Below are 12,962 nucleotides of genomic sequence, written 5' to 3' on the forward strand. Positions count from 1 at the left end.
ATTACCTTAAAAGCGGGAGGAAGCTTTGTCACAGTTGATGGCAGTGGTGTTAGTTTAAGTGGCCCTGCAATTAACTTGAATGCTGGTGGTAGCGCGGGTCAAGGGAGTGCTTACAGTGGGCAAATCGCTACTCTGCCAGACGGGGTAGAAGCGCCCGCTACACCAGATGTCGCAAAAGCAGTACGCCATCAATCCTTGTTGTTAGCTGAAGAAAGTCGCATACCTCTTGTTAGGCCTTGTCCACAGGAAGGGGCGAAATAATGCTATCTGAATGGTTTCAATTGAGTGAAGGCAACTACTATTGGCTGGCCGACGCTAATGCTCATCAGCAAGCGGTTAAAGCGTCTGGTTTTGGGTTTGACGATTCAATGCCTCTTTTCTCAGGCCCTATGTTCGAGTCAGCGAAAACGCTATCACCATGGATAGTACCCGCCTCAGAGCAGTTGCTCAGTGTGAAAAGTGACGTACTCGATCTCGGTATAGGGATTCAAAGCGCAGCTGAATTTGAACAGCTCATCGAGCACTTACGAAGTTTACTACTTGCTTCTTATGAAGGTGAGGAAGTGATGTTTCGCTTTTACGACAAGCAAGTGATTGGGCCAATGCTGCTTGCAATGGAAGAGAGTGAAGTAAACAGTTTGCTAGGTAATATCGACCAACTTGCCATCGCAAACGAGTCTCTTGCCTGTTACATCAACCAATCTAAGGTTGAGTTTACGCTAAACACAGATACATGGTGGAAGGTTCAACCGTATCACCTGACGGCACTTTATAACGAAAATACTCACGCCAAATCCATCGAACGAAGATGGTGGAATCTGTTCCCTAAAATGATGGAGCGGCTCGCTGATCCGAATGATGTGATTCTGAATGCATTGAAGAAAGCAAAGGAAAGAGGCTATCCACAAGAGCAAATGGAGGCCTGCGTTTTGGTTGAGGTGACTTGTCAGACTCAAACACACCTAAGTGAATTGTCGCAGCCTTTTCATTTAAATCTTGAAGAACTTAAAGAATTAGAAAGCCTGAAAGAGGTTTGGACATGAGTATTGAAACAGGCAGTAGCGCTTACTTTTTGCCGTGCGAACAGTGTAATCGCTGGATCGAAATATTTGTAAGGGATGAGTTTAATCAGCCTTTTATTGGTGTCTCTGGAACGCTGACTGATTCTGCAGGTAATGAGTTCAGCGTTACGTTAGGCGAAGCGCCCATCTATCTTGAAGGATTAGCCTCCGGCCCTGTACTCCTGAACTTAGACAGTGAACAGTGGTTATTAGAATCACAAAAAGATGAGCATAAGCCGAATGTAGACTCGAAACCTACGGCTGATTTCGCTAGCGAGTACGTGAATGCAGAGGGTGCTAAGCCTGAGCTCTTAGAAATCACTGCCGGAGACTTAACCGAACTCGCCGAGGGGCAATCATTACCGACTCGCCATGAGAAAGGTAAAGCTGACTCACTGAAACTCATTACCGACAAGAGCTACGTGTTACAAGTAAGAGGCTTCAACTTTATCACCCTACGTGTTGGGATGTTCTTTGATGGCACTGGCAACAATACCTACAGCGCAGAATGGGGTAAGAAAGAGTTAGATAAGTATTACTACAAGTGGCGACCGAAGTATGAGGTGAATAAAAATAAACCTGTGACTCAATGGTCTGAGGATATGTTCAAATATCCAAAGGATGAAAAGTTTCATTTCTTTTGGGAAGAGGACTTTGCTGTTGATGGAAGTGCAGCAAATGAACTGACGAATATCCAGAAACTACATGATTTGTATCCGGATGATGTGTTTGATGAAGAGAAAAACGTATTTCTACATCCGGAGTATATTACAGGTATAGGTACTGGTAACGAGAAAGATAACACTAAACCAGCTGATGAGTCCGTAGTGCCAGGGCAGGCATTTGGAACAGGTGACTATGGTGTAGTGGCCAAAGTTGAGGCTGGAATAAATACGCTGTGTGATAACCTCAAGCAGATTCGTCAATCTCGTGCTTATGTGGACGGTATGGTTGATGGTATATCTAAATTGGAGCTCGATGTTTTTGGATTTAGTCGAGGTGCAGCAGCGGCAAGGCACTTTACAAATGTTATCGTGGATGGTGAAAAAGGCCTATTTGCAACCAAGTTTACCGAGGTATGTAAGTCCAGTTCAATTGCTTTGAAGTCTGGTTATGATTGGTCTAGCAACGAATCGTGCTGTATAAAGTTTGTTGGTGTTTTTGACACGGTTGCTGCAATTTTTGACCCATTTAGCGGCGACTTTACTCCTCATAACGATGATAACGGTGACGTAAGGCTGTGGCTAGAGCCAGATCGTATTGAAAACGTTGTTCACCTTACGGCTCATAAGAAGACCGAATATAGGTATAACTTTTGTCTGAACAAAGTAAATCCAAATGGTAAGTTCAAAGAATATGTCGTCCCCGGAGCGCACTCTGATCTTGGAGGCGGCTACCAGTCTACGATAGCTTATGACACTGTCGGAGGTCAGACACAGGATCGATATTTGTTACCCCTCCTAGAAGTAAAACCAGTTAAAAGATTAAGGCGAGATGTTGGACGTTGGAATTACGATAAGGTGAAGGTGTCACTAGATGAAAAGTTCAAAGAAGTTATCGACCATGAAGTGTCTTTAGGGTGGAATAAAGACGACTATATCATTGCTTACGAGACAGTAAGTCATGGACGGGATGAGCAAGCTTATTTGCAAGGTACCCTTCAGAAGAAGCGAATAGTAGAAGGCGATTTATCACGATTGTATCTTCGCGTTATGTTTGGGCTTGCTGAACATGCGAAAGTCCCCCTAAATGATGAACAAGGCGAGGTTTGGAATGAAGAAGGGGATAGCTATTACTCTGTGCCGAAAGTCGTTGGTAATTATGACTTTGGAGAGTTTTGCAAAAAAGCGTTATCTGCTGCCAAAAGTGGTGAGCTTTTAGGAGAGCTTGATGTTAGTAATATTGAAGATGTGAAAGATAGCTCTATCATGGTTAGTCTTATGAAAGCGAACTTAATTCACCACTCTTCAGATTGTTCTATCGCAAACAAACCACATGAGCATGGCGATACATTTGTTCGAGAAATATTTGAATGCAAAAAGGAAAGCTAAGATGAAGCAATTAATGGCTGCATTACTACTGGTCGTTCCGGTAGTGTCCAATGCATTCGCAAAAGTACCTAGTGTCCCTGAAGATATGCCCAAATGGCGAATTGGTTATGCGATGTCTTCATTGTATCCTGCGAAAATTACCGAAGCTTACGGGGTGAATGAAGAGCAAGATTGGACTTCATTTGTTCATAACGATATGCACTTTCTGACAAGAACCGATCTCAGTAAATTGAAGAAAAAGTCACCTGATTACGACGGCTTTAGTCTCGTTTTAGGAACTCCAGTAACTATGAAAAGACAAGTTGGTGGTACGAAAACATTGCCAGATAGCGTATTTGTATATTGGGCATCGATAAGCAATACAAGATTCTTTGTGACTAAATTTGACTTAACTAAAGAAGTCAAATCACTGATGGTTACAAAAAGGCAAATGACGACATGGGATGGGGCTGTCCTAGATTGCTATCAAAGTGATATTGTTTTTGGATTTTTACCTAATGGAAACACTAAGGTGTGGCTAGATGGTTGCGGCGAGTATAAATACGTAACAGAACTAATGCCAGATGCTGAGCTTGAAGCAGACTCGCGTGGTAACAATGCCGAAATTTACAAAGCTAACTATAGCGCGCGAATCAATGAAAGAGCAAAAGAAGCAGGCGCGACTTTAGACCCAATCCCTTGGGATAAGGTCAATAAAGTCTATTCCGGTTCTAACAAGGTTACTAACCTATAGTGGTGAGCTTGTAGTGGATATACTTCCTAGGCAACTATTACCTTAAAAGCGGGAGGAAGCTTTGTCACAGTTGATGGCAGTGGTGTTAGTTTAAGTGGCCCTGCAATTAACTTGAATGCTGGTGGTAGCGCGGGTCAAGGGAGTGCTTACAGTGGGCAAATCGCTACTCTGCCAGACGGGGTAGAAGCGCCCGCTACACCAGATGTCGCAAAAGCAGTACGCCATCAATCCTTGTTGTTAGCTGAAGAAAGTCGTATTCCTCTTGTTAAACCTTGTCCACAGGAAGGGGCGAAATAATGCTATCTGAATGGTTTCAATTGAGTGAAGGCAACTACTATTGGCTGGCCGACGCTAATGCTCATCAGCAAGCGGTTAAAGCGTCTGGTTTTGGGTTTGACGATTCAATGCCTCTTTTCTCAGGCCCTATGTTCGAGTCAGCGAAAACGCTATCACCATGGATAGTACCCGCCTCAGAGCAGTTGCTCAGTGTGAAAAGTGACGTACTCGATCTCGGCATAGGGATACAAAGCGCAGCTGAATTTGATCAGCTTATCGAGCATTTACGAAGTTTACTACTTGTTTCTTATGAAGGTGAGGAAGTGATGTTTCGCTTTTACGACACGCAAGTGATTGGCCCCATGCTGCTTGCAATGGAAGAGAGTGAAGTAAACAGCTTGCTGGGCAACATCGACCAGCTTGCCATCGTAAATGAGTCTCTGGCCTGTTATATCAACCAATCTAAGGTTGAATTTACGCTAAACGAAGATACATGGTGGAAGGTTCAAACGTATCACCTGACGGCACTTTATAACGAAAATACTCACGCCAAGTCCATTGAACGAAGATGGTGGAATCTGTTCCCTAAAATGATGGAGCGGCTCGCTGATCCGAATGATGTGATTTTGAATGCATTGAAGAAAGCAAAGGAAAGAGGCTATCCACAAGAGCAAATGGAGGCCTGCGTTTTGGTTGAGGTGACTTGTCAGACTCAAACACACCTAAGTGAATTGTCGCGGCCTTTTCATTTAAACCTTGAAGAGCTTAAAGAACTAGAAACCCTGAAAGAGGTTTGGACATGAGTATTGAAACAGGCAGTAGCGCTTACTTTTTGCCATGTGAGCAGTGTAATCGCTGGATCGAAATATTTGTAAGGGATGAGTTTAATCAGCCTTTTATTGGTGTCTCTGGAACGCTGACTGATTCTGCAGGTAATGAGTTCAGCGTTACGTTAGGCGAAGAGCCCATCTACCTTGAAGGATTAGCCTCCGGTCCTGTATTGCTTAACTTAGACAGTGAACAGTGGTTATTGGAATCTCAAAAAGATGAGCATAAGCCTAATGCAGACTTGAAACCTACGGCTGATTTCGCCACTGAGTACGTGAATAAAGAAGGTGTGAAACCGGAGTTCTTAGAAATCACAGCCGGAGACTTAACCGAACTCGCCGAGGGGCAATCACTACCAAGCCGCCATGAAAAAGGCAAAGCTGACTCTCTGAAACTCATTACTGACAAGAGCTACGTGTTACAGGTAAGAGGCTTCAACTTTATTACCCTGCGTGTCGGGATGTTCTTTGATGGCACGGGCAACAATACCTACAGCGCCGAGTGGGGTAAGAAAGAGTTAAATAAGTATTACTACAAGTGGCGACCGAAGTATGAGGCGGAATGCGAGTTGATTTCGAAGCGGACTGGATTGCCCAAAGATGATATCCCAATAACAGAATTGTCAGATGATTGCTTTGCTTATCCACAAGAAAAAGGCTTCTTTCAGAAGTTGTTTACTGGTGATGATGAGGATACAGAAACCGTTGAGGGTAGTGCTACAAATGAGCTGACCAATATACAGAAGTTATATGATCTATATTTGAGCGGAAAGTTTGATAAGGACAAACTTACGTACTTACATTCAGAGTATATAACGGGGATTGGGACTGGCAATAGCAAGGCGATTGAACCAGCTGATGAATCGCTACTTGGCCAAGGGACAGGTATTGGCAAATATGGCGTCACTGCTAAAGTAACAACTGGTGTTGAGCAGCTAGAGGAGAGTATTGCTGATTTCTCAGGAGATATATCTGATACCTATGACGGCATCAATAAACTTCAATTTGATGTTTTTGGTTTTAGTCGAGGAGCTGCTGCTGCACGGCATTTTATTAATGTTGTACTCGACGGTGAAGATGGAGAGTTTGTTCAAGCCTTTAATAAGGCGTGTAAAAGGAATAACCTGATTTTGAGCTCTAGTTTCAATTGGGGGGAATCCTCTGTGGAGAGCTCTAGCTGTGAAATAACGTTCGCAGGTCTGTTTGACACAGTTGCATCAGTTGTTCATCTATTTTCTTTAGACTCTGAAACCTTACTCAACGTCGATTTTAGTACTCACTCAGATAATGGGAAAGTTCGTTTGTGGTTAGACCCAGAGCGTGTGAGGAACGCTGTACATTTGACGGCTGATCCTACACTTGAATGTAGGTATAACTTCAGTTTGAATAGGTTAAATAAAGCAACTCATTTTAAGGAGTTAGAGTTACCAGGAGCACACTCTGATATTGGTGGCGGGTATCAATGTAGGATGAGTTACAGCAACAAAGATTATTTATTACCTTTGTTAGAAAAGAAAAGAATTAAGAGAGTTAGCCGATCATTCTCCAATAGCTCAGAAAAAAAGCGTGCGATAAAATACGTATGCGATAAGTTGGATGAATACCGCTTATTAGATCAGAAAACAGGCTGGGGTAGTGACCATTACTCAGAGCCTCAGCTTTCTTTTAGGCGAACGGGAGACGATAGACAAATAGTTAGTGGAAGCTTGTATATTAAGCGGGCTGTTGAGGGAGAATTATCACGCTTATATCTTCGACTTATGTACGGTTTGTGCCTATTTCATAAAGTACCGTTTGTAAATGATGAGGACTCGACGTGGACGACTAACCCTCACTATGTAATTAGCGACAATAGTTCAGAATTTAAAGAACTGAATGAAAAAGTATTGGAGTGCGCAAAACTAGGTAATTATGATGAGTTAGTAGAGATGCTTTCAAACCAAGAGAGACGGCAGGAATTTTTAGATCTCAATTTAGTTCACCACTCGTCTGATGATAGCATGGTGTTTAAGCCTCTTTATGATGATAAGCAAGAACGCTATATGCGAGCAAGTTATGACTGCGAAGAAGGAAAGTAAAGTGTCAATAAAATTAACGTTGTTAGTAACAGTATCGACACTTGTGAGTGCTTGTACAGCGCAGGCGTCATACGCCCCAGATTCAAAGTGGCGAGTGAGTGTATCAATGCCTTCTTTTTACCCTGTTTTTGTTACACAGGCATATGGCACTAACAAAGATAGTGAGTGGGTTTCTCCAATCCACAACTATACTCAGTTTTTCTCATCAAGTGACTTAGAGGATGCTCAGGACTGGTTACCATCATATGACGGATATGGATTACCTTTGAGCAACTTCACTATGATGAGAAATCGTCAGATTTCTGCAGTAAATGAGCTCCCTGATGATATTAATCTATACTGGACATCCTTGATAAATAACAAGTTTTATCAAACCAAATATAGGTTAACGGATGATGTAAAGAAGTTGAGTTCTGAGATGGTAAGCTATAAGAGAAAGGATGGCTTCATTGTTGATTCATGTTATCGCACAGAGTTTGTCTTTGGCCTCTTGCCAAACGGTCAAGCAAAAGTCTTTTTAAAAGGTTGCGGAGAGTTAATTTATCTCGCAGAGCTAAAACCAGAAAAAGTAATGGATAAAGACGCGCAGGGCTTTAGTGCGGAAGATTATAAAAAACGTTCGTACCTTACACAAATTCAGAAAAGAGCAAAAGAAGCAGGCGCGACTTTAGACCCAATCCCATGGGAAAAGGTTAATAAAGTATACTCAGATATCAATTAAGCTGGCCGGGATTAATCAATCCAAATAAATAAAAGGCGATGTAGGTGCATCGCCTTTATAGTTTTAGCTAAAACTAGTTTGAAGACTTAAATGAAAGTACTGCTTTCAATCCGCCCATTGAGCTAGAGGATAAAGTCAGTTTGCCGCGATAGCTATGAGACATTTCACTAACGATATTTAGGCCTAAACCTGTGCCGGGTGTGGTTTCATCAAGACGAACGCCACGTTTAACGGCTTGCTGTATTTTGTCATCAGGGATACCCGGACCGTCATCTTCAATGATGATGTCAATATCGCCGTCGTTGCTTCGTTGCGAATGAACCCGAATGATGCTCGACGACCATTTATAGGCATTTTCAACTAAGTTACCCACCATTTCATCGAGGTCAGTTTTATCTACAGCGACTTCGATATCAGAATCAAGTTCATTAATGAGCGCGATTTGTCGCGATGCGTAGACCTTATCGAACGCCATAGAAATCGCGTCGACACATTCAGAAGGGTTAGCACGAACTGCCAAGATGTTTTTAGAACCCGCCATACGAGCTCGGCCTAAGTGGTAATCGATTTGGCTTTGAATTTGATCAACAGGCGGGTGCAATAGCTTCTGTGTTTCGCTGTCTAAGTTATGAATCTCATTCTTAAGTACCGACAACGGAGTCTTTAACGCGTGAGAGAGGTTACCGGCATGATGTCTAGCTCGCTCTAGTAGTTCTTGATAATGAAACACCAAAGCGTTCAAGTCGGACACTACCGGAGCGACTTCTTTCGGGTAATCTTCTTCGAGCTGTTTTTTATCACCAGAGCGAAGCTGTGAGAGCTCTTTGTGCATTTTGGTTAATGGATGCAACGACCACTGGACTTGCAGCATGATGACCGCGAGTACGCCAAAGTAGAGCAGGGCTAGGATGATCCAAAGCTGGCTCATCAAATCACGCACTGTATCTTCAATCGGTTGTTCTTCAATGCCAACCAGTACTTCAATTGGGCCATCGTAGTCTGGGTAGTAGAGGGTTGTTTTGAGGTAGATGAGTTTTTCATTTCTTGCCCCTAAGTACTCTTTCTTAAGGCCTTTTTTTGCTTCTATTTTTTGATCCCACAGAGAGCGAGAACGAAGCAAATCCGCATCGGTTCGTGCTGACCAATAAAGGCCGCTGTATGGACGGTTAAAGCGAGGATCAGAAAGGTTGGTGGTAAGGGTCAGTGCCCCTTTTTCATCGGCTTCGAGAGAGGCTGAAATCTCATCCATGTAAATAGAAAGCTGAGATTTGGTGTCGTCTACCATGTAATTAAATACTTGGGTTGGGACGCTGACACCCGCCGCAATGACCATTGCAGTTAACCAAACGATAGCCGCGAGTACTAGGCGGCTTTTTAAACTCAGGCGCTTAAGCAAGTTACGCTTATTATTCGGCATTAAGCTGATATCCTAGACCACGAACGGTTTTGATCACCTTAGGAGCGATTTTCTTGCGGATACGACCAATGAAAACTTCGATGGTGTTGGAGTCGCGATCAAAGTCTTGCTTGTAGATATGCTCAACCAACTCAGTACGTGAAATCACTTTCTCGGGGTTATGCATGAAGTAAGCGACGACTTTGTACTCTAGAGCTGTAAGGCTAATCGCTGAGCCTTGCCACATCACCTTGGATGTTCGAGTGTCTAAACTCAAATTGCCAATTTGCATAACAGGGGATGCATTCCCCGAAGCGCGGCGCAATTGAGCACGTATGCGGGCGGTTAGCTCAACCATCTCAAACGGTTTGGTTAAGTAGTCGTCAGCACCGGCATTTAAGCCTTCAACGCGTTGAGTTAGCGTGTCTCGTGCACTTAGGATCACAACTGGTGTGTTAATGTTTTCGTCTCGGATACCTTTCAAAACCGTTAAACCGTCAAGTTTAGGAAGGCCTAAATCAAGGACGATGGCATCCCACTCTTCAGATGTCGCTCGGTACAATGCATCGATGCCATCTTGAGAGAGCTCTGGTACCCAGCCAGTTTGCTCCAAAGTTTCGACAATTTGTTCGCCTAGGCGTGGGTCATCTTCCACTACAAGAATTTTCATAAGCTTTTATCTTCTATTTTTTTAGTGCTTGTTTAAGGTTTCGACCTTTGATTTGCAGCATTTCGAGCGTTTCTGCGTTGTATTCAACTTTGATGATGTTGTTATCGTGATTAATCTTGAGTTCGTAGATCCAAATATCATCATCTTCTTCGAGTTCGACGTGAATAATTCGACCATGTAAATCGCGTTCTACAGCAGCATACATCTCAGAGAATGGCTTGATATAACCTTTCTTTACTGCTTCATAGACCTCATCTTGGTCTTCTTGAAACTCAATTCTAGCACCTGGTTTATGAACATCTTGCACCAGTGCGTGACCATCTTGATCGTCATGATCGTGTTTCTTCGCCATGCTAGGGAAGGCGAGCAGCAGACAAGTTAGTATTGTGGCGCTACTTAACAGTGGTCGCTTGAACATAATCTTACCTTTTACGAATTTCTGTATAGCAGTATACATGGGCAAAAATGAACACCAAGTGAATGGCTATTTATTCGATAGCTCATCTTCAAATATTTTGTCGCGCATCTTCCAAAAACGCCCGGACTTTCGGGCAATAACGAACTGAGGCGGACGAAAACGGTGTTGGCTATTCACCACTTTGGTCGGTGACGCATCTTCAAACGGGCGATGCTTATCGGCTAGGTGCGATCTAACAAACTGGTCTTTAAATCGTTGTTTTTGATTTTTGGTGGTAAGAGACCAAAACTCACTAACTTGAGCTTGGTTTTCTCCGATATAACAAACCTTAAGACTGCTTTTACCTTTATCGTCTTTATGAACGCTAAGATCCATCTCTATGCATTCAAACACCAATGCATCTTTCAGGTTTAACGCCTCCTTAAGCTTTTTATCTGGGTCAACCAATGTTGCATCACATTCATGGCAGATACGTGCAGCGATATCATTGTCAGCTCCGCATTCTCCACAGTATTTAGCACGGAATCGATAGTTGCAGTGCTCGCGTTCACCCGTTTCATCATCTTCGAAGAAACCTTGGCATTTGCGACCGAAGTGCTCAACTAAATAGCCATTGCTATCTAACTTGCCCCAAAAGTTGTTGTTAAAACCGCAAGCAGGGCAAGGAATTGTGATGATTTCACTGTCTGAATCTGGCTTAGTATCACCTACTTCTGGTTGATAGAGATCATAACTATTACCTGCATAATCCAGCACCAAACACTCGTCTTTTCCGGGAGCTAAACGTAGTCCACGTCCGACGATTTGTTGATAAAGGCTAATCGACTCTGTAGGGCGAAGAATCGCAATAAGGTCAACGTGAGGGGCATCGAAGCCCGTAGTTAATACAGACACGTTGACGAGGAATTTGATTTTTCGATCTTTAAAGTTCTGGATGATGGCATCACGCTCAGGCGTTGGCGTATCACCAATCACGATAGCAACCTCATCTTGCGGCAGTAGACCATAGATTTCTTGGGCGTGGCGAACCGTTGCAGCGAAGATCATGATGCCTTGCTTATCTTTCGCCAGCTGGATAATTTGCTCAACAATTTGTGGTGTTGCGCGCTTGGCCTTATCGATAACCATATCGAGTTCTGCTTCTTTATATCGCCCAGTATTAGCGGGTTTTAGCTGAGAAAAGTCGTAACTTAAAACCGGGGCGTCCATCATTCGAGCGGGTGTTAGAAAGTTCTCATCAAGCAAGTAGCGAATGGGTAACTCGAAGATACAGTCTCTGAAAAAACGCGGCTCTTCACTTCTGACCAGACCACGGGTGTGATACTGATAAATCCAACCCATACCTAAACGATAAGGCGTCGCCGTTAACCCAAGTACTTTAATACCCGGATTTTGTTCACGTAGGTGGCTGATGACTTTTTGATAACTAGTATCTTTGTTATCTGGCACGCGGTGGCATTCATCAATGACGAGCAGCGAAAATTGATTTTTAAATTGGTCAAGATTTCGTACTACGGACTGGACTGACGCAAACACCACTTGTTGGTCTGTCTCTTTGCGGCCAAGACCTGCTGAAAATATCGAGCCTTTCAGCCCATATCCTTCATACTTTTCGTGGTTTTGCTCAACCAGTTCTTTAACGTGGGCCATCACTAATACTCGACCTTTAGCAAGGCGCGCAAGCTCTGCAATGACAAGGCTTTTCCCTGCACCAGTCGGCAGCACAAGTACGGCTGGGGTAGAGTGTTTACGAAAGTAATGGATAACAGCTTTGACGGAGTCAGCCTGATAAGGACGCAGTGTATACATAAAATGTGTGAAATAGCTCAACTATTTAGTCTAGTGGCACTATAATACCTCACCTAACAAAGATGAGGTATTCATGCGTTTAGATAAATATTTGTGTGATGCACTAGGTGCGACACGTAAAGAGGCAACAAGAATCATCAAAAGTGGTGATGTAACAGTTAATGATGTTGTGCAGAAAAGTGGTTCAGTAAAAGTGACGGATGACTGCACTGTTGAGTGGCAAGGGCGTGAGATTCAAAAGCCAGGCCCTCGCTATATCATGCTGTTTAAGCCTGATGGCTTTGTTTGCTCGCATGAAGATGGCTTTAATCAAACGGCATTTATGCTGCTTGATGAAGTGAAGATGGAAGAGCTGCATTTTGCTGGCCGCTTGGATGTGGACACGACAGGGCTAGTTCTCATTACTGATGATGGCCAGTGGTCTCATCGTATTACTTCTCCAAAGCATAAATGTGAGAAAACTTACCGAGTGTGGCTTGCTGACCCAGTTCAAGCTGACTATGCAGCGAAGTTTGCAGAAGGTATTCAACTGCGCAATGAGAAGGGTTTGACGCTTCCAGCCCAACTTGAGATTGTCGACGAAGAAGAAAATGAAGTGCTGCTTACGATTACTGAAGGTAAGTATCACCAAGTTAAGCGTATGTTTGCCGCATTGGGTAATAAGGTTGAACACCTTCACCGTGAACGCATTGGTGCTATCGAGCTTTGTGAGTCATTAGAACCAGGTGAATACCGCTACCTAACTGAAGAAGAAGTCGCTTCTGTTTGGAAATAATACCTCTCTTTGGAATTAGTTTATTTCCAATTAGGAACTAGTCTTTTAGACAGATTTGATTGAAAATAGATCGGTTCACTAACACCTAGAATTGGTGTTGTTATTTTCTGTTTGGTTGCAGCACGGAGGCTGCATCTGATACGCAAC

General features: G+C 43.3%; 12 protein-coding genes and 1 pseudogene. 9 read left to right on the top strand and 4 right to left on the bottom strand.

Annotated features, from left to right (window positions below; genetic code table 11):
- The 8 genes and pseudogenes from ACU01J_RS10690 to ACU01J_RS10725 all read left to right on the top strand — a co-directional run.
- Positions 1 to 261: pseudogene (locus tag ACU01J_RS10690) on the top strand (type VI secretion system tip protein VgrG); the annotation flags it as partial.
- Positions 261 to 1,043, top strand: coding sequence for a DUF4123 domain-containing protein (locus ACU01J_RS10695; RefSeq protein ID WP_481085696.1), 783 nt, complete (start codon positions 261 to 263; stop codon positions 1,041 to 1,043). The pseudogene ACU01J_RS10690 and the gene ACU01J_RS10695, both read left to right, overlap by 1 nt.
- On the top strand, positions 1,040 to 3,112 hold the full coding sequence (locus ACU01J_RS10700; RefSeq protein ID WP_481085697.1) for a T6SS phospholipase effector Tle1-like catalytic domain-containing protein: 2,073 nt from the start codon (positions 1,040 to 1,042) through the stop codon (positions 3,110 to 3,112). Before ACU01J_RS10695 ends, ACU01J_RS10700 begins: the two co-directional genes overlap by 4 nt.
- Position 3,113: 1 nt before the next feature.
- Positions 3,114 to 3,845, top strand: a complete 732-nt coding sequence (locus ACU01J_RS10705) for a DUF2931 family protein (protein ID WP_481085698.1) — start codon at positions 3,114 to 3,116, stop codon at positions 3,843 to 3,845.
- A 111-nt stretch (positions 3,846 to 3,956) separates the two neighbouring features.
- Positions 3,957 to 4,142, top strand: a complete 186-nt coding sequence (locus tag ACU01J_RS10710) for a hypothetical protein (RefSeq protein WP_481085699.1) — start codon at positions 3,957 to 3,959, stop codon at positions 4,140 to 4,142.
- Entirely contained in the window at positions 4,142 to 4,924 is a 783-nt protein-coding gene (locus tag ACU01J_RS10715; RefSeq protein WP_481085700.1) for a DUF4123 domain-containing protein, read from the top strand. The genes ACU01J_RS10710 and ACU01J_RS10715 overlap by 1 nt, the downstream gene beginning before the upstream one ends.
- A complete protein-coding gene (locus ACU01J_RS10720) occupies positions 4,921 to 7,026 on the top strand; it encodes a T6SS phospholipase effector Tle1-like catalytic domain-containing protein (protein WP_481085701.1) in 2,106 nt (701 codons plus the stop codon). Before ACU01J_RS10715 ends, ACU01J_RS10720 begins: the two co-directional genes overlap by 4 nt.
- Position 7,027: 1 nt before the next feature.
- The gene (locus ACU01J_RS10725) at positions 7,028 to 7,747 is read left to right on the top strand and encodes a DUF2931 family protein (RefSeq protein ID WP_481085840.1); all 720 of its coding nucleotides are present in this window, start codon (positions 7,028 to 7,030) and stop codon (positions 7,745 to 7,747) included.
- Between the two features lie 73 nt (positions 7,748 to 7,820).
- On the opposite strand, the gene ACU01J_RS10730 is transcribed toward ACU01J_RS10725, so the two are convergent.
- The 4 genes from ACU01J_RS10730 to radD all read right to left on the bottom strand — a co-directional run bounded on the left by ACU01J_RS10730 (position 7,821) and on the right by radD (position 12,040).
- A complete protein-coding gene (locus tag ACU01J_RS10730) occupies positions 7,821 to 9,164 on the bottom strand; it encodes an ATP-binding protein (RefSeq protein WP_481085702.1) in 1,344 nt (447 codons plus the stop codon).
- Positions 9,154 to 9,813, bottom strand: coding sequence for a response regulator transcription factor (locus tag ACU01J_RS10735; RefSeq protein ID WP_481085703.1), 660 nt, complete (start codon positions 9,811 to 9,813; stop codon positions 9,154 to 9,156). The genes ACU01J_RS10730 and ACU01J_RS10735 overlap by 11 nt, the downstream gene beginning before the upstream one ends.
- Positions 9,814 to 9,826: 13 nt before the next feature.
- Positions 9,827 to 10,165 (bottom strand): PepSY domain-containing protein, encoded by a 339-nt coding sequence (locus ACU01J_RS10740; RefSeq protein ID WP_481085841.1) that lies wholly within the window; start codon positions 10,163 to 10,165, stop codon positions 9,827 to 9,829.
- Between the two features lie 132 nt (positions 10,166 to 10,297).
- Entirely contained in the window at positions 10,298 to 12,040 is a 1,743-nt protein-coding gene (radD, locus tag ACU01J_RS10745) for a DNA repair helicase RadD (RefSeq protein WP_481085704.1), read from the bottom strand.
- A gap of 73 nt (positions 12,041 to 12,113) precedes the next feature.
- On the opposite strand from radD, the gene rsuA reads away from it, so the two are divergent.
- On the top strand, positions 12,114 to 12,815 hold the full coding sequence (rsuA, locus tag ACU01J_RS10750) for a 16S rRNA pseudouridine(516) synthase RsuA (RefSeq protein WP_481085705.1): 702 nt from the start codon (positions 12,114 to 12,116) through the stop codon (positions 12,813 to 12,815).
- Positions 12,816 to 12,962 lie beyond the last annotated feature (147 nt).

It is taken from the genome of Vibrio sp. 2433-A1 (assembly GCF_056726085.1).

Bases quoted from the DNA above. Each gene is read 5' to 3' on its own strand.
- ACU01J_RS10695 (WP_481085696.1), top strand. From the start codon at position 261: ATGCTATCTGAATGGTTTCAATTGAGTGAAGGCAACTACTATTGGCTG.
- ACU01J_RS10700 (WP_481085697.1), top strand. From the start codon at position 1,040: ATGAGTATTGAAACAGGCAGTAGCGCTTACTTTTTGCCGTGCGAACAG.
- ACU01J_RS10705 (WP_481085698.1), top strand. From the start codon at position 3,114: ATGAAGCAATTAATGGCTGCATTACTACTGGTCGTTCCGGTAGTGTCC.
- ACU01J_RS10715 (WP_481085700.1), top strand. From the start codon at position 4,142: ATGCTATCTGAATGGTTTCAATTGAGTGAAGGCAACTACTATTGGCTG.
- ACU01J_RS10720 (WP_481085701.1), top strand. From the start codon at position 4,921: ATGAGTATTGAAACAGGCAGTAGCGCTTACTTTTTGCCATGTGAGCAG.
- ACU01J_RS10730 (WP_481085702.1), bottom strand. From the start codon at position 9,164: ATGCCGAATAATAAGCGTAACTTGCTTAAGCGCCTGAGTTTAAAAAGC.
- ACU01J_RS10735 (WP_481085703.1), bottom strand. From the start codon at position 9,813: ATGAAAATTCTTGTAGTGGAAGATGACCCACGCCTAGGCGAACAAATT.
- ACU01J_RS10740 (WP_481085841.1), bottom strand. From the start codon at position 10,165: ATGGCGAAGAAACACGATCATGACGATCAAGATGGTCACGCACTGGTG.
- radD (WP_481085704.1), bottom strand. From the start codon at position 12,040: ATGTATACACTGCGTCCTTATCAGGCTGACTCCGTCAAAGCTGTTATC.
- rsuA (WP_481085705.1), top strand. From the start codon at position 12,114: ATGCGTTTAGATAAATATTTGTGTGATGCACTAGGTGCGACACGTAAA.